Source organism: Streptomyces sp. NPDC001549, assembly GCF_042894025.1.
Taxonomy (GTDB): Bacteria; Actinomycetota; Actinomycetes; order Streptomycetales; family Streptomycetaceae; genus Streptomyces; species Streptomyces kutzneri.
The window spans coordinates 130,436-152,668 of record NZ_JBIAVJ010000013.1; the positions used below are offsets into that span (position 1 = coordinate 130,436).

At 74.1% G+C, this 22,233-nt stretch carries 20 protein-coding genes and 1 pseudogene; 7 read left to right on the forward strand and 14 right to left on the reverse strand.

Features of this window, described 5'->3' with window-relative positions; genetic code table 11:
* The first annotated feature begins 262 nt into the window (after positions 1-262).
* Positions 263-1,429 (forward strand): alpha/beta hydrolase, encoded by a 1,167-nt coding sequence (locus ACFY04_RS22155; protein WP_389118967.1) that lies wholly within the window; start codon positions 263-265, stop codon positions 1,427-1,429.
* A gap of 99 nt (positions 1,430-1,528) precedes the next feature.
* Here ACFY04_RS22155 and ACFY04_RS22160 read toward each other — a convergent pair whose 3' ends face one another.
* The 4 genes from ACFY04_RS22160 to ACFY04_RS22175 form a co-directional block, all read right to left on the reverse strand.
* The gene (locus tag ACFY04_RS22160; protein ID WP_389118969.1) at positions 1,529-1,687 is read right to left on the reverse strand and encodes a hypothetical protein; all 159 of its coding nucleotides are present in this window, start codon (positions 1,685-1,687) and stop codon (positions 1,529-1,531) included.
* A gap of 96 nt (positions 1,688-1,783) precedes the next feature.
* Positions 1,784-3,067: an HRDC domain-containing protein gene (locus tag ACFY04_RS22165; RefSeq protein ID WP_389118971.1), complete on the reverse strand. Its 1,284-nt coding sequence runs from the start codon at positions 3,065-3,067 to the stop codon at positions 1,784-1,786.
* A 161-nt stretch (positions 3,068-3,228) separates the two neighbouring features.
* Complete coding sequence (locus tag ACFY04_RS22170) at positions 3,229-3,891, reverse strand: response regulator transcription factor (protein ID WP_007267191.1); 663 nt, start codon at positions 3,889-3,891, stop codon at positions 3,229-3,231.
* Positions 3,892-4,164: 273 nt separating this feature from the next.
* The gene (locus ACFY04_RS22175; protein ID WP_030011435.1) at positions 4,165-4,821 is read right to left on the reverse strand and encodes a DUF3000 domain-containing protein; all 657 of its coding nucleotides are present in this window, start codon (positions 4,819-4,821) and stop codon (positions 4,165-4,167) included.
* 91 nt (positions 4,822-4,912) lie between these two features.
* Here ACFY04_RS22175 and hemE point away from each other — a divergent pair, with 91 nt between their 5' ends.
* Positions 4,913-5,977, forward strand: coding sequence for a uroporphyrinogen decarboxylase (gene hemE / locus ACFY04_RS22180; protein WP_389118973.1), 1,065 nt, complete (start codon positions 4,913-4,915; stop codon positions 5,975-5,977).
* 89 nt (positions 5,978-6,066) lie between these two features.
* Here the strand turns inward: hemE and ACFY04_RS22185 are convergent, their stop codons facing one another.
* The 3 genes from ACFY04_RS22185 to ACFY04_RS22195 all read right to left on the reverse strand — a co-directional run bounded on the left by ACFY04_RS22185 (position 6,067) and on the right by ACFY04_RS22195 (position 9,264).
* Entirely contained in the window at positions 6,067-6,648 is a 582-nt protein-coding gene (locus tag ACFY04_RS22185) for a hypothetical protein (protein ID WP_389118974.1), read from the reverse strand.
* A 178-nt stretch (positions 6,649-6,826) separates the two neighbouring features.
* On the reverse strand, positions 6,827-8,209 hold the full coding sequence (locus ACFY04_RS22190) for an FAD-dependent oxidoreductase (RefSeq protein ID WP_389118976.1): 1,383 nt from the start codon (positions 8,207-8,209) through the stop codon (positions 6,827-6,829).
* Between the two features lie 59 nt (positions 8,210-8,268).
* On the reverse strand, positions 8,269-9,264 hold the full coding sequence (locus tag ACFY04_RS22195) for a DUF4349 domain-containing protein (RefSeq protein ID WP_389118978.1): 996 nt from the start codon (positions 9,262-9,264) through the stop codon (positions 8,269-8,271).
* Between the two features lie 154 nt (positions 9,265-9,418).
* Here ACFY04_RS22195 and hemG point away from each other — a divergent pair, with 154 nt between their 5' ends.
* Complete coding sequence (hemG, locus tag ACFY04_RS22200; protein WP_389119101.1) at positions 9,419-10,903, forward strand: protoporphyrinogen oxidase; 1,485 nt, start codon at positions 9,419-9,421, stop codon at positions 10,901-10,903.
* 4 nt (positions 10,904-10,907) lie between these two features.
* Positions 10,908-11,621: a hydrogen peroxide-dependent heme synthase gene (hemQ, locus tag ACFY04_RS22205; RefSeq protein WP_389118980.1), complete on the forward strand. Its 714-nt coding sequence runs from the start codon at positions 10,908-10,910 to the stop codon at positions 11,619-11,621.
* 130 nt (positions 11,622-11,751) lie between these two features.
* On the opposite strand, the gene ACFY04_RS22210 is transcribed toward hemQ, so the two are convergent.
* The 4 genes from ACFY04_RS22210 to ACFY04_RS22225 form a co-directional block, all read right to left on the reverse strand.
* The gene (locus tag ACFY04_RS22210) at positions 11,752-13,407 is read right to left on the reverse strand and encodes an alpha/beta hydrolase (RefSeq protein ID WP_389118981.1); all 1,656 of its coding nucleotides are present in this window, start codon (positions 13,405-13,407) and stop codon (positions 11,752-11,754) included.
* Between the two features lie 125 nt (positions 13,408-13,532).
* Positions 13,533-14,567 carry a TIGR04222 domain-containing membrane protein gene (locus ACFY04_RS22215; RefSeq protein WP_389118983.1) on the reverse strand — a complete coding sequence of 345 codons (1,035 nt, stop codon included), beginning with the start codon at positions 14,565-14,567 and terminating at the stop codon, positions 13,533-13,535.
* Positions 14,564-15,979: a DUF692 domain-containing protein gene (locus ACFY04_RS22220; protein ID WP_389118985.1), complete on the reverse strand. Its 1,416-nt coding sequence runs from the start codon at positions 15,977-15,979 to the stop codon at positions 14,564-14,566. The genes ACFY04_RS22215 and ACFY04_RS22220 overlap by 4 nt, the downstream gene beginning before the upstream one ends.
* 120 nt (positions 15,980-16,099) lie before the next feature.
* Entirely contained in the window at positions 16,100-16,852 is a 753-nt protein-coding gene (locus ACFY04_RS22225) for an aminoacyl-tRNA hydrolase (protein WP_389118986.1), read from the reverse strand.
* Between the two features lie 71 nt (positions 16,853-16,923).
* Between ACFY04_RS22225 and ACFY04_RS22230 the strand changes: the two genes are divergently transcribed.
* Positions 16,924-17,598 (forward strand): AIM24 family protein, encoded by a 675-nt coding sequence (locus ACFY04_RS22230; protein ID WP_389118988.1) that lies wholly within the window; start codon positions 16,924-16,926, stop codon positions 17,596-17,598.
* Positions 17,595-17,999 (forward strand): annotated as a pseudogene (locus ACFY04_RS22235) (ATP-binding cassette domain-containing protein); the annotation flags it as partial. The gene ACFY04_RS22230 and the pseudogene ACFY04_RS22235, both read left to right, overlap by 4 nt.
* A 137-nt stretch (positions 18,000-18,136) precedes the next feature.
* Here the strand turns inward: ACFY04_RS22235 and ACFY04_RS22240 are convergent.
* The 3 genes from ACFY04_RS22240 to ACFY04_RS22250 are packed head-to-tail and all read right to left on the reverse strand — an operon-like array spanning position 18,137 to position 21,764.
* The gene (locus ACFY04_RS22240; protein ID WP_389118990.1) at positions 18,137-19,123 is read right to left on the reverse strand and encodes a TolB family protein; all 987 of its coding nucleotides are present in this window, start codon (positions 19,121-19,123) and stop codon (positions 18,137-18,139) included.
* Positions 19,120-20,397: an MFS transporter gene (locus ACFY04_RS22245; RefSeq protein ID WP_389118991.1), complete on the reverse strand. Its 1,278-nt coding sequence runs from the start codon at positions 20,395-20,397 to the stop codon at positions 19,120-19,122. Before ACFY04_RS22245 ends, ACFY04_RS22240 begins: the two co-directional genes overlap by 4 nt.
* On the reverse strand, positions 20,397-21,764 hold the full coding sequence (locus tag ACFY04_RS22250; RefSeq protein WP_389118992.1) for a discoidin domain-containing protein: 1,368 nt from the start codon (positions 21,762-21,764) through the stop codon (positions 20,397-20,399). Before ACFY04_RS22250 ends, ACFY04_RS22245 begins: the two co-directional genes overlap by 1 nt.
* A 246-nt stretch (positions 21,765-22,010) precedes the next feature.
* On the opposite strand from ACFY04_RS22250, the gene ACFY04_RS22255 reads away from it, so the two are divergent.
* Complete coding sequence (locus ACFY04_RS22255) at positions 22,011-22,217, forward strand: hypothetical protein (RefSeq protein ID WP_389118994.1); 207 nt, start codon at positions 22,011-22,013, stop codon at positions 22,215-22,217.
* Positions 22,218-22,233 lie beyond the last annotated feature (16 nt).

Genomic DNA, 22,233 nt, shown 5'->3' on the forward strand with positions numbered 1-22,233 from the left:
GTACGTCGCTGAGCGCCCGCTCACCCGACCATGCTACTTGCGGGTAACCAATGTGCACACCCCCTCCCGGAGGAGCGGCGAAGGTCACACTCGGGCGGCGGCGCCGCGGCCCTCCGCCCCGACCGATCGGACCCGTCCGGCCAACCCGTTCAGGTCACGTGCACCCGGCCCCCGGCCGTGATCGTGGCGCCGCCCCCGGGCAGTCCCGATCCTGACCGGGCCGGAGCGTCCCCTCCGGCCCGGTCGACGGAGGATGCGAGCAATGGCCACCACCCCACCCATCAAGCACCAGGTCGAGCACGTCTCTGCGGTGCCCGCCAACGCGGGACAGACCGTCCATCTGTACGTGCGGGAGTACGACGGCACCCCACCCGGCGCCAACGCGCAGCGCAAGGCCGTCCTGATGCTGCACGGCCGGAGCGTTCCCTCGGTCGTGGCCTTCGACCTCCAGCACGACAACGGCAAGTACAGCTGGGCGCAGCACCTGGCCAAGGCCGGGTTCGACGTGTTCCTCATGGAGCTCACGGGCTCCGGCCTGTCGCCGCGTCCGGAGATGGACAAGCCCTGCAACGCCAACCCGCAGCACCAGGAGATCCTGAACCCGAACCCGCTGACGTACACCTGTACCCCGCCCTACCCGCACGAGCTCGGCAACTCCGCGAGCGAGTGGGGCGAGGTCGACGCGGTCGTCGAGTACATCAAGGCCACGAAGGGCGTCACCAAGGTCGCCCTCGTCGGGCAGTCCGCCGCCGCCTTCGTCTTCGGGCCGTACGCGATCCAGAACCCGGGGAAGGTCGAGAGCCTGCTCCTCCTGGCGCCGGTCTACCCGCCCGCGGGGCGGGCAAGCGCGCCGCCGAAGAGCTTCGGCGCGCCGGTGGCGTCGTTCCCCGTGTCGACCCCGGCCTCCCTGTTCGGCTTCCCGATGAACCTGTCCAGCAGGACGGGCCTGGAAAGCGCCTGGGACAAGGAGGTGCGGTCCCCGAAACAGCGGGCGGCGGGCATGGTCGACGCGGTGTGGAAGGAGCTCATGGCCGTCGACCCCGTCGGCAGGACCTGGGGCGGCCCGACGGCCGGAGCACCCGAGGGCGTGCTGCGGTTCCGCAACTCCTACTGGTGGGGCTGGAACCAGGACACCGTCCCGATCGGCGGCGTGCTCGGCGACAAGGTTCCCGTGATGATCGTCTACGGCGAGCACGACGCGACGGCGAACTCGCCGACCTTCTCGGTCCCCGCCTTCTACGACGCGGTCCCCGGGGTCCGCAAACTGATGTTCCGGGTGTCCTGCGCCGGCCACTCCATGGTCTGGGAGCGCCAGTCCAAGGTCCTGCACCGGCTGTCCAAGCAGTGGCTGAAGCACGGGAAGGTCGACGACCTGGAGAAGGGCAGCTACTACGTGGACGAGGACGGCGCCTACACGGACACCCTCTAGGCGTACCGGCCGGGGAGGCCCCCGCTCGCAGCGGCGGGCGGGGGCCTCCGACGGCCGCAGAACCACTTCGATCCGGTCCGCGGCGACACGTGTGCTCGTTCAGGCCTCGCGCATACGGCGGAAGACGACGCAGCCGACGGCTCCCGACGCGGCCAGGACCCCGGCCGCACCCAGCAGCCAGGGAGCCGCCTGCCGGACCGCGCCCGCCCGGGGCGCGGCCTCCGGGTCCTGGCAGTGGTCCCCCACGGCTGGGGTCACGGGCCGGTGCGCGGCCGCGGCGGTCGATGAACAGCCGGAGCCCCCGGCACCGGGCCGGGGGCTCCTACGGGTGGGACGGGATCGAGGTCCGCCGGTTCAGGCGGTCGCGGCCAGGGCCGTGACCAGCGCCGGGGTCACCAGTTCGATCTGCCAGGGCCGGGCGCCGTAGCCCGCCAGGACCTCCGCCACCGCGTCCGCGTGCAGCCCCTGCGGCGGCTCCCAGCACAGCCGGCGGACCGTGTCCGGGGTGATCAGGTTCTCCTGGGGCAGGTTCAGCGCCTCCGCCAGCGCCGAGACGGCGGTACGGGCCGCCGAGAGCCGGGCCGCGGCCGCCGGGTCCTTGTCCACCCAGGAGCGCGGCGGCGGGGGACCGGCCGGGGTCGCCCCGGGCTGCGGCAGCTCGTTCTCGGGCAGGGCCTTCGCCCGGTCCACGGCGGCCATCCACTGGTCCAGCTGGCGCCGGCCCATCCGCTGCCCGTAGCCGGGCAGGGCGGACAGGGTGTGCACGTTCGCCGGCAGGGCGAGGGCGGCCTCGACGATCGCGGCGTCGCCCAGCACCTTGCCCGGCGACACGTCACGCCGCTGCGCGATCCGGTCCCGGGACTCCCACAGCTCCCGTACGACCGCCATCTGCCGGCGCCGGCGCACCTTGTGCATGCCGGACGTACGGCGCCACGGGTCCTTGCGCGGCGGGGCGGGCGGGGCGGAGGCGATGGCGTCGAATTCCTGGTGGGCCCATTCCAGCTTGCCCTGCCGGTCCAGTTCCTTCTCCAGCGCGTCCCGCAGGTCCACCAGCAGCTCCACGTCCAGGGCGGCGTAGCGCAGCCACGGCTCGGGGAGCGGGCGGGTGGACCAGTCGACGGCGGAGTGGCCCTTCTCCAGCGCGTAGCCGAGCACGCTCTCGACCATCGCGCCGAGTCCGACCCGGGGGAAGCCGGCGAGGCGGCCGGCCAGCTCGGTGTCGAACAGGGAGGTGGGCACCATGCCTATTTCGCGCAGGCACGGCAGGTCCTGGGTGGCGGCGTGCAGGATCCATTCGGTGCCGGACAGGGCTTCGCCCAGTGCGGACAGGTCGGGGCAGCCCACCGGGTCGATCAGCGCGGACCCGGCACCCTCACGGCGCAGCTGCACCAGGTAGGCGCGCTGGCCGTAGCGGTATCCGGAGGCCCGTTCGGCGTCGACGGCGACGGGGCCGGTGCCCGCGGCGAAGGCCGCGACCACTTCGGCGAGGGCGTCCGCGTCGGCGACCACCGGAGGAATCCCCTCACGGGGCTCCAGCAAGGGAGTCGGCAGCCCACCGGGCGGAACAACGACGTCGTCCGGGGGGCCGCCCCCGGTGGTGGTGCGCAGGTCTGCTGCGGGATCTTGGGCGTCGGTCACCGGTCAAGGGTATCCGTGTATACGACGCGCCCGTCGCCGGAACGTTCCGTCGACGGGCGCGAGCGGTATGCGGGGAGTTTTCCCGGGGTATTCCGGGGGTCTCCGGGCAGGTTCCCCGGCAGCGGCTCCCGAGGCGGATATCCGGGGGCTCCGGCCCGCGGTCAGTGGATGATCCCGGTGCGCAGCGCCACGGCGACCATTCCGGCGCGGTCACCGGTGCCCAGCTTGCGGGCGATCCGGGCGAGGTGGGACTTGACGGTCAGGGCGGACAGGCCCATCGAGACGCCGATGGCCTTGTTGGACTGGCCCTCCGCGACGAGGCGCAGGACCTCGACCTCGCGGCCGGAGAGCTCTCGGTAGCCGCCCGGGTGGCTCGGGGCACCCGGGGGGCGGCGGTGCATACGGGCGGCGGCAGCGCCGATGGGAGCGGCGCCGGGCCGGGTGGGGAGCCCGATGTTGGTCCGCGTACCGGTGACGACGTAGCCCTTGACGCCGCCCGCGAGGGCGTTGCGCACGGCGCCGATGTCATCGGCGGCGGACAGGGCCAGGCCGTTGGGCCAGCCGGCGGCCCGGGTCTCGGAGAGCAGGGTGAGACCGGAGCCGTCGGGCAGGTGTACGTCGGCCACGCAGATGTCGCGCGGGCTGCCGACGCGGGGGCGGGCCTCCGCGATGGACGACGCCTCGATCACGTCACGTACTCCGAGGGCCCACAGATGGCGGGTCACGGTGGAGCGGACGCGCGGGTCGGCCACGACGACCATGGCCGTCGGCTTGTTCGGGCGGTAGGCGACCAGGCTTGCGGGCTGCTCGAGAAGAACGGACACCTAGGCCTCCTGGGGGAGTGGCGGGACGGCCGGCTCGGGGAAGGAAGCCGGTGCGAACCGTGCGGATGGTCACCCACTCCTTCGGCACGTCACCCGCCCGGCTTTAGGGAATGATCACGATTTGGTGAGTAACAATTCGGGCAATTCGGACACACGATCGATCATCGGTTGATCAGAAGCCCGCAAAGGACGCCGCGTTTCGACCGTCCGCCCAGTTCTTCGGTCAGCCGTTCTGCGTCGCGCGCCGATTCCGGCGGCCGTCCGGCCCTGTGGCTACGGGTGGTGCGGACCGCGACGCTGTGGCAGGGAGACCACACCCGTCGCCGTGTCCGTCGGACCCACCGGCGGCAGCCCGGCGATCTGGCACAGCAGTTCGCACCACGCCGACAGGTGCGCCGAGGTGTCCGGCACCCCGCCCACGCCCTCGCGCGGCGTCCACGAGGCCCTGATCTCGATCTGCGTGGCCGGGCGCCGCTCCGCGAGCCCGCCGAAGTAGTGCGAGCCCGCCATGGTCACGGTGCCGCTCGCCTCCCCGTACGCCAGCCCGCGCGCCTCCAGCGCCCCCGTCAGCCAGGACCAGCACACCTCGGGCAGCAGCGGGTCCGCGGCCATCTCCGGCTCCAGCTCCGCGCGCACCAGCGTCACCAGCCGGAAGGTCCCCTGCCAGGCGTCGTGCCCGGACGGATCGTGGAGCAGGATGAGCCGGCCGTCGGCCAGGTCGTCCTCGCCGTCCACCACCGCGGCCTCCAGCGCGTAGGCGTGCGGCGCCAGTCTCTGGGGCGGTTTGGTGGGGTCGATCTCGATCCCCGGACGCAGCCGGGCCTTCTTCAAGCCGTCGACCGCCCGCCGGAACGGGAGCGGGACGGAGCTCTCCTTCGCGCTGTCCGTACCCTCGGCGCCATCTGAAAATCGTCCCTGAGCCGCAGCCATGCGGGGAAGACTAGGCGGAACGAGCGCCCGTACGGCGCAGGGACACCCTCGCCGGGTCGGACACTTCTTCATACGTGCGAAGATTTGGGTCGTGAGCGCCAACACCCGCCCCACGGGCCAGCCGAGTCAGACGTACGATTCCGCCTTCCTGAAGGCGTGCCGGCGGGAGCCGGTGCCGCACACCCCGGTGTGGTTCATGCGGCAGGCGGGGCGCTCACTGCCGGAGTACCGCAAGCTGCGCGAGGGCACGCAGATGCTGGAGTCCTGCATGCGGCCCGACCTGGTCACCGAGATCACGCTGCAGCCGGTGCGCCGCCACAAGGTGGACGCGGCGATCTTCTTCTCCGACATCGTGGTCCCGCTGAAGGCCATCGGCGTCGACCTGGACATCAAGCCGGGCATCGGCCCGGTCGTCGCCCAGCCGATCCGCCGCCGCGAGGACCTCGCACAGCTGCGCGACCTCACCCCGGAGGACGTCTCGTACGTCACCGAGGCGATCGGCATGCTCACGGGTGAACTGGGCTCCACGCCGTTGATCGGATTCGCGGGTGCGCCTTTCACCCTCGCGAGCTACCTGGTCGAGGGCGGTCCCTCCAAGAACCACGAGCACACCAAGGCCCTCATGTACGGGGACCCCCAGCTGTGGGCCGACCTCCTGGACCGCCTCGCGGAGATCACCTCCGCCTTCCTGAAGGTCCAGATCGAGGCCGGCGCCTCCGCCGTCCAGCTCTTCGACTCCTGGGTCGGCGCCCTCGCCCCGGCGGACTACCGCCGCTCGGTGATGCCCGCGTCCGCGAAGGTCCTGGAGTCCGTCGCCTCCTACGGGGTCCCGCGGATCCACTTCGGCGTGGGCACGGGCGAGCTCCTCGGCCTCATGGGCGAGGCCGGCGCGGACGTCATGGGCGTCGACTACCGGGTCCCGCTGGACGAGGCCGTACGCCGGGTCGGCCCCGGCAGGGCGCTCCAGGGCAACCTGGACCCGGCCGTGCTCTTCTCCACCACGGAGGCGGTCGAGGCCAAGACGGACGAGGTCCTCGCGGCGGCCGCCGGCCTGGAGGGCCACGTCTTCAACCTGGGCCACGGCGTCCTCCCGACGACCGACCCGGACGCGCTGACCCGCCTGGTGGACTACGTCCACACCAAGACGGCCCGCTGATCCGGACAGGCCCGACGAGATCGAGAACGTCGGTACCGTACTCCGCCGTACTCCGGGCCGCCCGGCGGCCTTGACGGTGACCACGTCCGCTAGCCGGTGCTCCGGACCCACGGCGCTGCCCGGACCGGCCGGGCGGGGAACGGGCCGGGCGGCCGCAGCATCCAGGACGTGAGGAAGTGCGCCCGGCCCACGGGGAACGGCGGGACGTCCTCGTGCCAGGCCGCGGCCTCGGCGGCGGTGTCGAAGCAGCGCACCGCCGTACTCTCCCCGACGCCGCGCGGGTCCCAGCTGACGATGTCGAAGCGGTCTTTCAGCTCCTGCGGAAACTTGCCGTACAGCTCGGGCAGTCCGAGGGTCCCGGGGCCACCGGGCCCACCGGGGTTGAAGAACAGCGACCCGGCGCGCCGCCGTGGGGCGGCCGCCCCGTGGCGGATCATCGCCAGGTCGATCGTCCGGCCCGAAGGGGCGGCGTGGTCCAGCGGCACCTTCGCCACCGCGCACTCGAATCCCGCCTGCGCCGGCCCGGAGCACGGCCGCCAGCGCAACACGCCGTCGCCGCCGCCCGGACCGCCCGCCGACGCCACACCGGCCGCCGCCGTCAGCGCCAGAAGGGCTCCTGCCGCCACCCCCGCAGCGCCTCGCAGCGGTGTCGATATGCCGGTGCTGCGCATCGCCGGGCCTCTCCGTACGGGGGACGGGCCCACGCGTGCTGACAGACCCTGCCTGTCATGACACCGGCGGCCGGTGCGCCGGGCAACCGGCGGGCGTCCGAACGGGTAGGCCTCGCACGCCGACCGGCCCGAAGATCACCTCGAACGCCGGCGGGGTGGATCCGGCTGATGCCGCCCCTCAGACCCCCGCCGAGCGGACCGCGGAGACCGCCTTGCGGGCCGCCACCAGGATCGGGTCCCAGACCGGGGAGAACGGCGGGGCGTAGCCCAGGTCGAGGGACACCATCCGGTCCACGGTCATGCCCGCGGTGAGGGCGACCGCCGCGATGTCCACCCGCTTCGCGGCGCCCGCGCCGCCGACGATCTGGACCCCGAGGAGGCGGCCCGTACGGCGTTCCGCCAGCATCTTCACCGTCATCTCCGCCGCGCCCGGGTAGTAGCCCGCCGTGTTGGTGGAGGTGATGGTGGCCGTCACGAACCGCAGGCCCGCCTCCAGCGCGTCCCGCTCGCGCAGCCCCGTACGGGCGATCTCCAGGTCGCAGACCTTGCTGACCGCCGTCCCGACCACCCCGGGGAAGGTCGCGTAGCCGCCGCCCACGCCCGAGCCGATGACCTGGCCGTGCTTGTTGGCGTGCGTGCCCAGCGGGAGGTGCCGGGTGCGGCCCGCGACCAGGTCCAGGACCTCCACGCAGTCGCCGCCCGACCAGATGTTCTCGTGGCCCCGGACCCGCATCGACAGGTCGGTGAGGATGCCGCCCGAAGGGCCGAGCGGGAGCCCGGCCGCGCGGGCGAGCGCGGTGCGGGGCTCCACGCCGATGCCGAGCACGACCACGTCCGCCTCGTACTCCTCGCCCGCCGAGGTGGCCACCGCCCGGGCCCGGCCCTCCTCGTCGGTGAGGATCTTCGTCACCTCGGCGCGGGAGACCGTACGGATCCCCATCCGGTTCATCGCGCCGTGCACCAGGCCGCCCATGTCCGGGTCCAGCGTGGCCATAGGCTGCTCGCCCCGGTGCAGGACGGTGACCTCGTACCCCCGCGCCACCAGGGCCTCCGCCATCTCCACACCGATGTAGCCGGCGCCGACCACGACGGCCCGGCGGCCCTCGGTGCGCCGCAGGGTGTCCATCAGGCGCTGGCCGTCGTCCAGGCTCTGGATGCCGTGGACCCCGTGCGCGCCGATGCCGGGGAGCCGGGGGCGGACGGGGCGGGCGCCCGTCGCCAGGACCAGCTTGTCGTAGCCCGTCCAGGATTCGGATCCGGTGTCCAGATCGCGGGCGCGGACCCGGGACCCGGGGAGGTCGAGCTCCACGACCTCCGTGCGCGTGCGCAGGTCGATGTCCCGGGCCCGGTGCTCCTCGGGGGTACGGGCGATCAGGTCGTCGCGCTCGGCGACCTGACCGCCGACCCAGTACGGGATCCCGCACGCCGAGTAGGAGGTGAAGTGCCCGCGCTCGAAGGCGAGGATCTCCAGTTCCGCCGGGCCCTTCAGCCTGCGGGCCTGTGACGCGGCGGACATCCCCGCCGCGTCACCGCCCACCACCACCAGTCGTTCCGTCGCCATCGTCCGTACCGCCCCTTCACCACCGTCGGATGGTGAACACGCTACGGCCGAACGCGCGTTCAGTCCTGTACGCCGGCCTCGGTGTCCGGAGCCTTCCGGGCCGCCGGTACCGTCGTCCGCCACGGCGCCGGGGCCGTCTTCGGCGGCGCCGGACGCCACCGCCGGTACAGCCGGAACAGCAGCAGTCCCGCCAGGGCCGTCAGCGCGAACGGCAGCACCGCACCCACTGCCACCGTCAGGTAGCGCACGACCTTGGTGAAGACGTCCCAGCCTCCGCCCAGAGCCCCCAGGAACGTGGGTTCCTTCTTCTTCTCCTTCTTCTCGGCCTCCGGCTTCGCGGCCGGCTCCGAGACCTCCAGCGTGATCGTGCCCAGCGAGGTCTGGTCCTTCAGCGCCGTCTGCTGCGCCAGCAGCGACTCCAGGTCGGACTGGCGGCGCGACAGCTCGCTCTCCAGCATCACCACCTCGCTCAGCGCCGAGGCCTTGCCCATCATTTCCCGCACCCGCGCCACGCTGGCCTGCTGCGAGGAGACGCGGCTGCCGATGTCGGCGACCTTCTCCGTGACGTCCTGCGCGTCGACCTTGCGGTGCAGGAGCTTCCCGCTGCCCTCCATGGCGCCGAGCACGGCGTCGTAGCGCTCGCCCGGCACCCGCAGCGTCAGCGTCGAGGTCATCCGGCCGTCCTCGCCGCGCTTGGTGGACTCGTTGCCGACGTAGCCGCCCGCCTCGTCGGCGGCCGTGCGGGCCGCGGCGAGGGTCTTCTGGACGTCCGCCGTCTCGATGCCGAGCGTCGCCGTCCGGATGACGTTCGGGCGGACCACGGCCGGCGGCGCGGCGTTCTTGTTGGCGGCGGAGCCCGCGGCGCCCGCGGACCCGGCCGGCGCCGGGGCCGCCGCGGCGCCCTCCGGGGCCTTGCCCTCGGCGGCGGGCGCCACCGCCGCCTTGTCGCTCGCGGAGCCCTGGCCGCTCGCGCCGCAGCCGGTGAGCGCGAGCGCCCCGGCCAGCGCGAGGGCGGCCAGGGCCGCCGCGGAACGGTGTCTGTCGAAACTGCGCATCGCTGTAAACCCCCGAGGATCGGCTGGTGTTGCCGGTTCGACGTCCAGAGTCCCGTCGCGGGTTTCGAATCCACGGTCCCGGGGTGATCCCGATGCGGTCACGGTCCGGCCTCGGAGATCGGTCTGAGACGATGTGTCCATGCACGAAGCGGACATGCGTACGGATCGGCCGGGCGGCTCCCCCCGGTCCGCCGGCTCCCAGGGCCACGCCGTCGTCATCGGGGGCGGTATCGCGGGCCTCGCGGCAGCCCACCGGCTGCTCGCCGAAGGCGTCCGCGTCACCCTGCTGGAGGCCGGACCGCGGCTCGGCGGCAAGCTGTACGCCGGTGAGCTCGCCGGGGCCCGCGTCGACCTCGGCGCCGAATCCATGCTCGCCCGCCGCCCCGAAGCCGTGGCGCTGGCCGAGGCCGTGGGCCTCGGCGAGTCCGTGCAGGCACCCGCCACCGCCACCGCCCACCTGTGGACCCGCGGCGCGCTGCGGCCGATGCCGCGCGGCCACGTCATGGGCGTCCCCGGCGACCTGGGACCGCTCGCCGCCTCCGGGGTGCTCTCCGCCGAGGGACTGGCCCGCATTGAGGCCGAGCGGACGCTGCCGCCCACCGAGATCGGCGACGACGTCGCCGTCGGCGCGTACGTCGCGGCCCGCCTCGGCCGCGAGGTCGTCGACCGGCTGGTGGAACCGCTGCTCGGCGGGGTCTACGCGGGCGACGCCTACCGCATCTCCATGCGGGCCGCCGTCCCCCAGCTCTTCGAGGCCGCCCGCACGCACGCCCTCCTCGGCGACGGCGTACGCGAGCTGCAGCGCCGGGCGGAGTCCGCGCCCCAGCCGGCCGGCCCGGTCTTCGCCGGCATCGACGGCGGCATCGGACGGCTCCCGCTCGCCGTGGCCGAGGCCTGCCGCGCCGCGGGGGCCCGGCTCGTCACGGGCACCCCCGTCCGCGAGGTCGTCCGCACGGCCGGGGGCTGGCGGGTGGTGGCCGGCGCCGAGGTCGTCGAGGCCGACGCCGTGATCCTGGCCACCCCGGCCGGGGCCGCCGCACGGCTGCTGGACGGGCTCGCCCCGGCCGCCGCGGCCGAGCTGCGCGGGGTCGAGTACGCCTCGATGGCCCTGATCACGATGGCCTTCCGCCGCTCCGAGCTGCCGGCCGCCGTCTCCGGCGGCGGCGCCAGCGGATTCCTCGTACCGCCCGTCGACGGCCGGACCATCAAGGCCTCCACCTTCTCCAGCAACAAGTGGGCCTGGGCCGGGTCGGATCCGGACCTCTTCCTGCTGCGCACCTCGGTCGGCCGCTACGCCGACGAGAGCGACCTGCAGCGCGAGGACGGCGAGCTCGTCGAGGTCTCCCTCGCCGACCTCGGCGAGGCCGTGGGCCTCGCGGCCCGGCCGGTCGCCTCCACCGTCACCCGGTGGGACGGCGGACTGCCCCAGTACCCGGTCGGCCACCTCGACCGGGTCGCCCGGATCCGCACCGCCGTCGCGGCCCTGCCGGGCCTCGCGGTGTGCGGCGCGGTCTACGACGGCGTGGGCATTCCGGCCTGCATCGCGAGCGCCGGCAAGGCCGCGGACGCGGTGATCGCCGCGCTCGGTGCGCGTACGGCACCCCTGGCACCGACCACTGATCAGCGCACGGGACAATAGGCACATGACTGCACCAGAGAAGATTCCCAACGCGGGGAAGAAGGCGAAGGACCTCAACGAGGTCATCCGCTACACCCTGTGGTCCGTCTTCAAGCTGAAGGACGTTCTTCCCGAGGACCGGAGCGGCTACGCCGACGAGGTCCAGGAGCTCTTCGACCAGCTGGGCGCCAAGGACATCACCGTCCGCGGCACCTACGACGTCTCCGGCCTGCGCGCCGACGCCGACGTCATGATCTGGTGGCACGCCGAGACGGCGGACGAGCTGCAGACCGCCTACAACCTGTTCCGCCGCACCAGGCTGGGCCGCGCGCTGGAGCCGGTGTGGTCGAACATGGCCCTGCACCGCCCGGCCGAGTTCAACAAGTCGCACATCCCGGCCTTCCTGGCCGACGAGGTCGCGCGCGAGTACGTCAGTGTGTACCCCTTCGTGCGCAGTTACGACTGGTACCTGCTGCCCGACGAGGACCGCCGCCGCATGCTCGCCGACCACGGCAAGATGGCCCGCGGTTACCCGGACGTGCGCGCCAACACCGTCGCCTCCTTCTCGCTGGGCGACTACGAGTGGCTGCTGGCCTTCGAGGCGGACGAGCTGTACCGCATCGTCGACCTCATGCGTCACCTGCGCGCCTCCGAGGCCCGTATGCACGTCCGTGAAGAGGTGCCCTTCTACACCGGGCGCCGCAAGTCCGTCGCCGATCTGGTGGCCGGGCTCGCCTGATACCTCCCCTGGGGGGAAGGACCGGAGGACGACCACACCGTCAGGTGAGTTCCTCCGGTGGATCGGGAGGCTGGTCCGAAAGACGGCCCCTGCCCCCGAAACGACGCAGCCGGAGATCCCGCCCGGAAGTTCAGACGACTGGCGGCAGCGGTGCCCTGTGGGCGCTCGCTGCCCGGTCGTCCAGCGACACCGGTGCGGGCTCCGGATGCGGCGCACATGTGACACGCCACCCCGGGGTGGCGCCCGTCAGCAGATACCGCTCCACGTGACGGTCCACGCAGCCATTGCGTCCGCCGACCACTCCGTGGGAGCCGGCCCCCTTCTCCGTCACCAGCGAAGCCCCGGCGCCGAGCCGCCGCTGGAGTTCCAGCGCACCCGGGTACGGGGTCGCCCCGTCCCGCTCCGCCGCGACCACCAGGGTCTGTGGCAGCCGCTCCGGCTGGGCCCCGACCGCCACCGGACGCTGCCGCTCGCGCACCGGCCAGGAGGCACACGGGAGGTTCAGGAAGGCATTGGCCCAGGTCTCGAAGGGGGCCCTGCGCGCCAGCGCGGTGTTGTCGCGGTCCCAGGTCTCCCAGTTCGCGGGCCAGGAGGCGTCGTTGCACAGCACCGCCGTGTACACCGCCGTCGCGTTCTCCGCCTCGGCCGTCGATTCCGGGTCGGGGGCGGCCTGGGCGGTCAGCCGCGCCGGATCGCCGCGCAGGAAGGCCGCGAGGGCCGCCGCCCGGTCCGGCCACACGTCGTCGTAGTACGCGGCCTGGAGGTAGGCGGCCCGGAGTTCGCCGGTGCCGACGACCCCGCCCGCCGGAGTACGGGCCACCGCGTCCCGGACGCGCGCGTAGCTCGCCTGCACGGCCGCCGGGGTGGCGCCGAGGCCGTACGTGCCGTGGTGCCGGGCCGCCCAGGCACGGAAGTCGTGCCAACGGCGCTCGAAGCCGGGTGACTGGTCGAGGTTGTTGCGGTACCAGACGCGGCGCGGGCCGGGGTCGACCGCCGAGTCCAGGACCATCCGGCGGACGCGGCCCGGGTGCAGGGTGGCGTACACGGCGCCGAGGTAGGTGCCGTACGAGGCGCCCATGAAGCTCAGTTTCCGCTCGCCGAGCGCGGCCCGCAGGACGTCCAGATCGCGGACGTTGTTGAGCGTCGTGTAGTACGGCAGGGCCGCGCCGGCCCGCCGCGCGCAGCCGCGGGCGTAGGCCCGGGCGGCCGCGAGGCGCTGCCTCTTGTACGCCGGGGAGGGGTCGCCCGGGTCCTGGGTGGGGCCCTTGACCCGGGCGGCGGGGTCCTGGCAGGACAGCGGGGCGGAACGGCCGACGCCGCGCGGGGCGTAGCCGACGAGGTCGTAGGCGGCGGCGATCCGCTCCCAGCCGGGGAGGCCGGCGAAGAGCGGGAAGTACATGCCGGAGGCTCCGGGGCCGCCGGGGTTGTTGACGAGCGCGCCCTGGCGGACGGTGCCGCGGGCCCCGGTGGCGGCGACCCAGCTGACGGTGAGGGAGATCTGCGGGCCGTCGGGCCGGGCGTAGTCGAGCGGGACGCGCAGGGTGGCGCACCGGACCGGGCCGGGTAGCTCCTCGGCCTCGGGGCAGCGGCGGAAGTCGAGTCCGCCGCTGCCTTCGGACGTGGCCAAGGCCGCCGCGCGGCGGGCGGCGAGGGCGGCGCCGGCGGCCTCGGCGGCCGTCCCGCCGAGGGGGCCGGGCGAGGCCGGCCGCGCGGCGTGGGCCGGGACGCAGAGGAGGAGGGAGAGCGCCCCCAGGGCAGCCGCACAGCCTGCCGGTCCCGTCCGCATGGCGACCCCTTCCTCTCATCCGATGAGAGGGCCGGACGGCAGCCTTGTAAAGGATCACCGGCCGGTGTCGGCGCCGATGGCCCCGTTGCCGCGGATTCCGCCCCCGGTTGCCGTACGTCCGGCCGTCAGGAGCTGCTGCCGCAGCTGGAGCTGGACGAACTGCCGCAGCTCGACGAACTGCCGCAGCTGGAACTGCTGGTCGAACAGCTGGAACTGCTGGAGCCGCCGCCCGAGGACCCGCAGCCGCTCCCCGAGGACCCGCAGCCCGAACCGCCGCCGCAGCCCGAACCGCCGCCACCGCCCCCGTCGCTCCCGGCGCACCAGACGATCGGCAGCACCTCGGTCCCCGACCAGTGCGAGGAGCTGTCCGTGCCGTGGGAGCGCGTGCGCGACTGGGCCGCGGCCAGCCGGGTACCGCGCACGGCGGGCACCATCTGCTGACGCAGATAGGGGTCCCGCAGACCGCGCAGCCCGAACAGCGCGGTCTGTACGTGCGGGGTCCGGTCGTTCAGATGGGCGGAGCGCACGGCGCGCAGCGCCCGCGCTCCGGCCCCGGTGACCCGGCTCTTGGCCCGGGCCGCGCAGACGAGGCCCACGACGAAGCCGCCCACCAGGACGAACAGCACCTTCACGATGAACGGCACCGCGGAGCCGGAGTCGACGGCGAGCGCGACGAAGGTCAGCACCATCGACACCGGGAACAGCAGCGCGCACACCAGGGCCTGGATCAGCCCCCAGCGACGCCAGCGCCGCAGCCCGGACCCGGGCGGTGTGATCAGCCCGCGGGCGGCCAGCGCGTCCCCGATCTCCTGGACGGCCGGGTCGCACATGGCGGCGTAGCGCACCTGGTAGAGCCATCCCGAGGACGCCCCTTGGTGGGCCTGGAGGACGGCCCGCTCGGCGGGGTCGGTGGCCCGCGCCCCGGGGCGTACCTGGACGATGCCCGGACCGCCGGCCACCAGCCGGCCGTCGCCGAGCATCGAGACGAGCGCGGCGTCCACGACGGTGCCGGGGCCGCCCACCACGAAGGCGGCCTCGGAGAGGTCGTGCAGGGCGGGCACGGATCCCGCGGGCGCGGACCGGGACCTGCGGAGCCCGGCCATCAGCAGGACGGAGGAGAGGAGGACGGCGATCCAGATCGCCACGGCGAGGAGGTTCATGCCGCTCTCCCCGCCAGCGTCCGGGCCCAGCGCACGATCCGGCGGGGCGGCCTGGCCCCGGCCCGGTCCCGCCACCAGGCGGTGAGCCGGCGCCGGGCGGCCGGATCGGCCGGCAGGTCCCGGATCAGCAGGTCCTCGGCGAAGTCCAGCGCGTCCCGGCGGTACCCGGAAGTCATGGGGCGGCCCTTGGCGTAGGAGAGGAAGGCTTCGCGGTACGGATCCGGGCCGCCCAGGATCACGGGCAGCTCGGGAGCCAGCTTCGCCACCACGTCGGCCCGCTTGGCGGCCAGCGCCCGGGCCTGCACCCGGATGCGCCGGCGGTCGAAGCCCTCGGGTACGGGGGTCCCGGCCACCAGCGCCGACAGCAGCGCGGCCTGTCCCAGCGCCACCCGGGTCCGGGCCGACTCCTCGACCGGGCGCGGTCCGGTACCGGCCTCGGTGCCGGGTCCGGCGCTCGGTTCGTCGCCCCGTCCGGTGCCCGGTCCGGTGCCCGGTCCGGTGCCCGGTCCGGTGCCCGGTCCGGTGCCCGGTCCGGTGCCCGGTCCGGTGCCCGCCGGGCCGGACCCGGCGGTGACCGTCTTCCCGGGTGCGGCCGGTCCCGCCGTCACCACGGCGCGGATCGCGGCCAGCTCGCCCGCGAGCTCGGCCTCCGGCGGGAAGTCGTCGTCCCGCTCCAGCAGGACGCCCGCCGGTTCCACCCGGGAGCGCAGCTCGGCCAGCAGGTCGAGCACCACGGGCGGGACCGGGTGCGCGTGGGTGTCGTGCCAGACACCGTTCCGCTCGATGCCGCCCGCCACGTGCACGTACGCCAGTGCCTCCAGCGGGATCGCGTCCAGCACGGCGGCCGGGTCCTCGCCCCGGTTGACCCGGTTGGTGTGCAGGTTGGCCACGTCGATGAGCAGCCGGACACCGGTCCGCTCGACCAGCTCCGTGAGGAACTGCCCTTCCGTCAGCTCCTCGCCCGGCCACGAGAACAGCGCGGCGATGTTCTCCAGCGCCAGCGGGACCGGCAGGGCATCCTGCGCGATCCGCACGTTCTCGCACAGCACGTCCAGCGCGTCGCGGGTGCGCGGCACCGGCAGCAGGTGCCCCGCCTCCAGCACCGGCGAGGAGGTCCGTACGAACGCGATGTGCTCGGTGACGAGCGGCGCCCCCAGCGCCACCGCCCGCTCGCCGAGCGCCGCCAGCTTCGCGGGATCGGGGCGGTCCGCGCCGCCGAGGCCGAGCGAGACCCCGTGCGGCACGACGCGCGTGCCCCGCTCGCGCAGCCGCAGCAGGGACTCGGGCAGGTGGCCCGGGCATACGTTCTCGGCCACCACCTCGACCCAGTCCAGGCCGGAAAGCCGCTCGACGGCGTCCGCGATCTCCGGCCGCCAGCCGATGCCCACCCCCAGGTGTGCCATGGGCTTCATGTCCCCTCGCCCCCTCTCGTCGCACTGTGTGCCGATGTCATGGCCCCGACGGAGTCGCGCCAATCGCAGGAGGGGACGTTCAGAGGAACATTTGAGGTTCCCGCCGGCCGGGGAACCGCGTCAGAGCCGGGCCCGCAGCGCCGGATGGTCGGCGACCACCGTCGCGCTGCCCGGCGCGATCTCGGTGAATCCGGCGTCCCGGACCACCGGCAGACCGCTGCCGCCCAGCTCGGCCCACCGCTCGCGCGGGGCCGTCCGCACCGCCAGCCGGAAACCGGAATCCTGCCAGGCGGCCCGCTCCGCCCCCGTCAGCTCCCACCACGCCAGCTGTGCCGCGTGCCCGGCCTGGGCCATGGCCTTGCCGGCCGACATGCCGAGGCCGGGGTTGAGCCACAGCACCGGCAGACCCGGCTCCGCGGTCGCGGCGACCGGCGCCGGGTCGTCCAGATCGGTGCCCGACACCTGGAGCTTGACCAGCTCCTTCGGCCAGCCGTCGAGGGGCACCGGCGGGAAGACCCGTACCTGCGCGCCGTCCCCGTGCACCGTGACGCCCGGCAGGGTCTCCGCCTTGCGCCACTCCGCCCCGCGCGCCCGCCGGACCACCTTGCGGATCCGGGCGTCCTGCCAGTCGCGGACGGCCTGGGCCCACTCGCCCTCGCCGTGCGCCCGTTCGTCGGTGAGCAGGACCAGCACGGCGCGGGCCGCCGTCTCCAGGGCGTCCGTCCGGGCGGGCGGCTCGGCCTTCTCGATCCGCACCACCAGCGGCAGCACGAACTGCGGGGCCTCGTCGCGCAGTACGTGCTCCTGCCGGAAGGGGCTGTCCGCCCCGACCGCGGGGACGCCGGAGATGTCGTTGGTGTGCTGGCTGCTCATCCTGCCAAGGATGCCAGCCTCCGCCTCCAGGATGATGCCCCGGGTGGTCGGCCCGGGTGAGGATCGAAGCCATGAAGAGTGATCTTTTCGCGTCCGAGAACCTGGCCCAGGCGGCCGTCGCCCCCGGCATGACCCTGCAGAACGCCAAGTCCGTGAAGTACAACGTCAACGGTGAAATGCTGGCCCGGCAGGGCTCGATGGTCGCCTTCCGCGGCAACCTCCAGTTCGAGCGCAAGGGACAGGGCATAGGCGGCATGCTCAAGCGCGCCGTGACGGGCGAGGGCCTCGCGCTCATGTCCGTACGCGGCCAGGGCGAGGCCTGGTTCGCCCACCGGGCGGGCAACTGCTTCATCATCGACTTCGAGCCCGGTGACGCCCTCACCATCAACGGCCGCAACGTGCTCTGCTTCGACCCGACCCTGTCCTACGAGATCAAGATGGTGAAGGGCGCCGGCATGACCGGCGGCGGCCTCTTCAACAGCCTCTTCACCGGCACCGGCAAGCTCGCCGTCGTCTGCGACGGCCACCCGGTCATCATCCCGGTCACCGCCCAGGCCCCGGTCTACGTGGACACGGACGCGGTGGTCGGCTGGAGCGCCCGGCTGGAGACCGGCCTGCACCGCTCCCAGTCGGTCGGCTCGATGATCCGCGGCGGCTCCGGCGAGGCCGTCCAGCTGAAGCTGAGCGGCGAGGGCTTCGTCATCGTCCGCCCCAGCGAGGCCGTCGAGACGGTGACGGCGCACTGAAACTGACCGATGTGGGCCGCCGTCACGGACGGCGCCGACCCTGGGTGCTGCGCGGGATCACGCTGGAACTCCCGCGCGGCGCCCTCGTCCGCGTCGAAGGCGGCAACGGCGGCGGCAAGTCCACCCTGCTACGGCTCGTCGCCGGCATCGAGGCCCCGACCGAGGGGCGCGTCAGCGGCCGCCCGCCCCGCACCGGCTACGTGCCCGAACGCTTCCCGGCGGCGCTGCCGCTCACGGCCGCCGACTACCTGACCCATCTGGGCCGGGTACACGGGCTGCCGCGCGCCGAGGCGGCCCGCCGTGCGGCCGACCGGCTGGAGCGGTTCGGCGCCGCCGCGTACGCCCGCACCCCGATGGCCGAACTGTCCAAGGGCAGCAGCCAGAAGGTCGCCGTCGCGCGGCGGCGCTAGTGCTGTGGCCGGCAAGGTTCACCGGGTTGCGACGCCCGGCACGGCACCTCGCCGCGTTGTCGGACCGCGCACGTACGTCCAGTACGAGCCCGGGCTCGCGGTGGCCGGCCTGACCGGCAAGGCACCCCCTAGCGCACGTTCGCGGGGGAGGAGCCGCCCGGGACGAGGAGGGCGGGTTCGCCCGTGCCGTCCGCCCGGGCCGACCAGATGTCGCTCGTGCGGCCGTCCTGGCCCGGCAGGGCGTAGGCGAGGGTCGCGTCGTCCAGCCAGGCGGCCTGGTCGTCGACGCTGTGCGGCTCGGCCAGCGGGTGTTCGCGCATCGTCGCCAGGTCGAGGACGTACAGCCGCCAGGGTGCCCGGGGGTCGTCGGAGACCTTCTTCTTGAAGGCGACGCGGGTGCCGTCCGGAGACAGCGAGGGGCATTCGGCGTTCTCCCGCAGGCCCTTCGCCGACCAGGCGCGCAGGTCGCCCTCGACGAGGTGGGTGGCGCCCCGGGTGGAGACGGTGGCGTAGAAGCGGTTGTCGTCGGCGGCGAAGGTCACGCCCCAGTAGTTGACGTCCGGGTCGTGGTGGCGGGCCCCGCCGAGGGTCAGCGGGATCTGTTCGACCGACTTGATCAGATAGCCGGTGCGCAGGTCCAGGATCGCCGTCCGGGTCGAGAACGCGGCGGTGTTGTAGGAGTCGCCGGTCGTGAAGGTGGTCCAGGACAGGACCTGGCCCGAGGGCGAGACACGGGCCCGGTTCGGGATGCCGGGCACCGTCACCTTGCGGACCTCCCGCATGCGCCGGTCGAGTACGAGGGCCTCCGTGCGGACCGGGACCCCGGGCAGCTTGCGCAGGCACAGGGCGTGGTCCCCGGCGGTGTGGAAGCGGTCGCAGGACGGGCCGCCGGTCACCCGCGGCAGGCCCGGGCCGCCCTGGCGCGCGATCCGCCCGCCGGCCGTGTCCCGGAAGTAGAGGCCCGGCTCCAGGGTGCCGAAGGAGGCGTCGGCCTGCTGCCCGGGCGGCCGTTCGCGGTGCCGCGCGTGCAGGACGTAGCCCAGCGAGCCGCCCGCCAGCAGCAGGACCGCGGTGACGACGAGGGCGAGGCGCAGCCGGCGGGACGGGGGATTCACGGAGCCTCCGGGGCGGTCGGGGCAGTCGGGGCGGTCGGGGGAGCGGCGGGCAGGATGCGCGAGGCGGCCGCGAGAGCCCCGGCCAGCGCGAGGGCCGCGGCCCAGAGGGCGGGCCGCGGCCCCCAGAGGGTCCACGCCGCCCCGAAGCCGGCGGCGCCCAGCAGCCGGGCCAGCGCCTGGCCGGTCTGCAGCACCGCGAGCCCGCCCGCCCGGCCGGCCGCGGGCAGCGCGGGAGCGGCGAGCGCCATCAGGACCCCGTCGGTGGCCGCGTAGAAGACGCCCAGCAGGGCGAGCACCCCCACGACGGTCGGCGCGGAGACGGGGGCGAGCAGCAGGGCGTACGCGCCGAGCAGGGCGCAGTGCCCGAGCAGGAAGGCCGTCCGGCGCCCGGCCCGGCCGGCGGTACGGTCGGCGATCCGGCCCGCGGGGACGGCGAGCAGTAGGTAGACGGCGGCGGCCCCGAGCGGCAGCAGCGTGAACAGGGCGGGCGGCAGGTCGAGTCCGCGCAGGAGCAGCAGGTAGAGGAAGGCGTCGCCGATGGTGGTGGCGCCGAGCAGAGCCGAGGCGCAGAGCACGCGGCGGAACGCGGGGTCGCGCAGGACCGGCCGGCGCGCCGGCCGGGGCCCGGCCGGGAGGGCGGCGGCCGGCCCGGGCGCCGCCGGGACGTACACGACGAGCAGCAGCACACCGAGCAGGCCGGTGCAGAAACTGACGGCGAACACCGCGTCGTAGGCGTCGGCGGTCGCCCACAGCACGGCGAACGCGGCGAGCGGTCCGAGCAGTGCTCCCGTCGTGTCCATGGCGCGGTGCACGCCGAAGGACCGGCCGAGGCTCTCCGGGGGCCCGCTGAGCGAGATGAGGGCGTCGCGCGGGGCGGTACGGATGCCCTTGCCCAGCCGGTCGGCGGCGAGCGCGGCGGCGATCCCGCCCGTGGCGCCCCCGGCGAGGAGCAGTCCGAGCCGGGAGAGCGCGGAGAGCAGGTAGCCGGCGCCGGCGACCCGCTTGTGGTGGCCGCGGCGGTCGGCGAGCCGCCCGCCGAGCAGCCGGACGAGGGCGGTGGCCCCGTTGAACATGCCGTCCAGGAAGCCGAACTGGAGGGGAGTCAGGCCCAGGCCGAGGACGAGGTAGAGCGGCAGTACCGCCGTGACCATCTCGGAGGAGATGTCGGTGACGAGGCTGACCGCGCCGAGCGCGAGGACGGCGGCGGGGACGCGCCGCCGAACCCCTGGGGGGCGGGGCGGCGCGTCCGGGCGGCCGTTGGCGGCCAGGTACATCAGTGGCAGCTGTACTTCGGGCTCGTGTCCTTGACCTGGCCGTCGGTGGCCACGTAGGTCCACCCGTAGCCGGAGTCGGTGAAGTCGAGCTTCACCACGCCGTACGGTCCGCTGATCCGCTTCTGGCTGTTGGGCTGGACCTCCTCGATCGGGTAGGGCTCGGCGCCGCCCATCCCGCCGACGATCTCCACGATCCCGTCGGCGGTCGCCCGGCCCTCGGGGTCCTGCGGGGCGAACCGCTCGTAGTGGTGGTCGTGCCCGTTCAGGACCAGGTCGGCCCTGGCGGCGTAGAGGATCTTCCACACCGGTTTGGAGACGGGGTCGTTGCCGTGCCCGCCGGAGGAGTACAGCGGGTGGTGCCAGTAGGCGGCGACGCACGGCCTGGTGTTGGCGGCGAGGTCGGCCTTCAGCCAGTTGAGCTGGGCGGCCTGGTCGAAGGAGTTGGAGTCGAGGGCGACGAAGTGCCAGTTGCCCTCGTCGAAGCTGTAGTAGCTCTTGCCCTGCGGGAAGGCGATGCTGCCGAAGTACGACTTGTACCCGGCGAGCGGGCCGGCCGGGTCGTACGTCTCGTGGTTGCCCGGGACCGGCCTGGTCCGGGCCTTGAAGGCGCCCCAGCTCTTGTCGTAGTAGGCGCGGTAGTCGGAGAGCCGGGCGTCGTCGTACTGGTTGTCGCCCATCGTCAGGTAGAACTTCGGGTCGATCCGCTGGGCGAGCGCGGCCGTTTTGGGGTGCGCGCAGCCGCTGTCGGACGCCGTGCACTGCGCGGCGATGTCACCGGCGGCGACGACCGTGAAGGAGCCGCCCGGCGGCGGCCCGTCCCCGACGGTGCCGTACACCTCGGCCTCGAAGAGCGAGTAGCCGTACGAGGTGCCGCGCGCGGTGCCCTGGACGCGCAGGTAGCGGCCCTTGCCGGACAGGCCGGTCCAGTCGTCGGTGCCGCCGTTGCCAGCGGTCTCGGTGGCGAGCGCGGTCCAGGCGGCGCCGTCGGCGGAGATCTCGACGCGGTACGCCTTGGCGTAGGCCGCCTCCCAGGTGAGCCGTACCCGCGAGACGGTGGCCCCGGAGCCGAGGTCGACCCGGATCCACTGCGGGTCCTTGCCCTCGGCGCTGGCCCAGCGGGTCGCCGGGTCGCCGTCGAAGGCGTTCTTCGCGCCCAGCGAGGAGGACTCGGTGGACGAGGCGGTGGCGGGCTTCCCGCGGGATATGAGGGGGTCGGCGGCGGCCCCGGCCCGTCCGGGCCAGGCCAGGAGGAGCCCGCCGACGAGGGTGAGCGCGGCCAGGCCGGTGAGGGCGGTGAGGAGGAGGGTGCGAAGCCTGCCGCGTAACAGAGGGGGGTGAGCGGAGGCGTTCAGGCGGTTCAGGCGCATACCTGGAACTCCCTGCCTTGAGGGGCGGTGAGAGCTGGACACTGGCGCGGGGCCCCGCACCCGCCCGCGCGGGGCGGGCGGGGGGCGGCACCACGGCGGCCGGGTCAGAGCTCTCACTGAGCGCGTCATGCCCGTGGGGGTGGGCACCGCGCCAAGCCGCCGCCCGGGACACTAACAGGAAGGAAAGTTTCCTACCAGTACTCCGGCGGCAGTTGTCCGCAAGCCGTCCGCCGCTAGGCTCGACGTATGGACCCGTCGCAGCAGACCCCCTTGCAGCAGACCCCGTCGTACTGCCCCGCACCCGCCGCCCCGGCCGGCCGGGTGGCGGGACCGCCGTACGCGGACTGCCTGGAGTGCGGAAAGCCCACCGAGTACGGGGTCGCCACCCCCGGCGTGGTGCTCTGCCCGGTGTGCGAGTGGCAGGAAGCCCAGCGCACCGCCTGCTCCGGCTAGAGACGGCCCGGAAGCG

Bases quoted from the DNA above. Each gene is read 5' to 3' on its own strand.
- ACFY04_RS22155 (WP_389118967.1), top strand. From the start codon at position 263: ATGGCCACCACCCCACCCATCAAGCACCAGGTCGAGCACGTCTCTGCG.
- ACFY04_RS22175 (WP_030011435.1), bottom strand. From the start codon at position 4,821: ATGGCTGCGGCTCAGGGACGATTTTCAGATGGCGCCGAGGGTACGGAC.
- ACFY04_RS22185 (WP_389118974.1), bottom strand. From the start codon at position 6,648: ATGCGCAGCACCGGCATATCGACACCGCTGCGAGGCGCTGCGGGGGTG.
- ACFY04_RS22190 (WP_389118976.1), bottom strand. From the start codon at position 8,209: ATGGCGACGGAACGACTGGTGGTGGTGGGCGGTGACGCGGCGGGGATG.
- ACFY04_RS22195 (WP_389118978.1), bottom strand. From the start codon at position 9,264: ATGCGCAGTTTCGACAGACACCGTTCCGCGGCGGCCCTGGCCGCCCTC.
- hemG (WP_389119101.1), top strand. From the start codon at position 9,419: ATGCGTACGGATCGGCCGGGCGGCTCCCCCCGGTCCGCCGGCTCCCAG.
- hemQ (WP_389118980.1), top strand. From the start codon at position 10,908: ATGACTGCACCAGAGAAGATTCCCAACGCGGGGAAGAAGGCGAAGGAC.
- ACFY04_RS22210 (WP_389118981.1), bottom strand. From the start codon at position 13,407: ATGCGGACGGGACCGGCAGGCTGTGCGGCTGCCCTGGGGGCGCTCTCC.
- ACFY04_RS22215 (WP_389118983.1), bottom strand. From the start codon at position 14,567: ATGAACCTCCTCGCCGTGGCGATCTGGATCGCCGTCCTCCTCTCCTCC.
- ACFY04_RS22220 (WP_389118985.1), bottom strand. From the start codon at position 15,979: ATGAAGCCCATGGCACACCTGGGGGTGGGCATCGGCTGGCGGCCGGAG.
- ACFY04_RS22225 (WP_389118986.1), bottom strand. From the start codon at position 16,852: ATGAGCAGCCAGCACACCAACGACATCTCCGGCGTCCCCGCGGTCGGG.
- ACFY04_RS22230 (WP_389118988.1), top strand. From the start codon at position 16,924: ATGAAGAGTGATCTTTTCGCGTCCGAGAACCTGGCCCAGGCGGCCGTC.
- ACFY04_RS22245 (WP_389118991.1), bottom strand. From the start codon at position 20,397: ATGTACCTGGCCGCCAACGGCCGCCCGGACGCGCCGCCCCGCCCCCCA.
- ACFY04_RS22250 (WP_389118992.1), bottom strand. From the start codon at position 21,764: ATGCGCCTGAACCGCCTGAACGCCTCCGCTCACCCCCCTCTGTTACGC.
- ACFY04_RS22255 (WP_389118994.1), top strand. From the start codon at position 22,011: ATGGACCCGTCGCAGCAGACCCCCTTGCAGCAGACCCCGTCGTACTGC.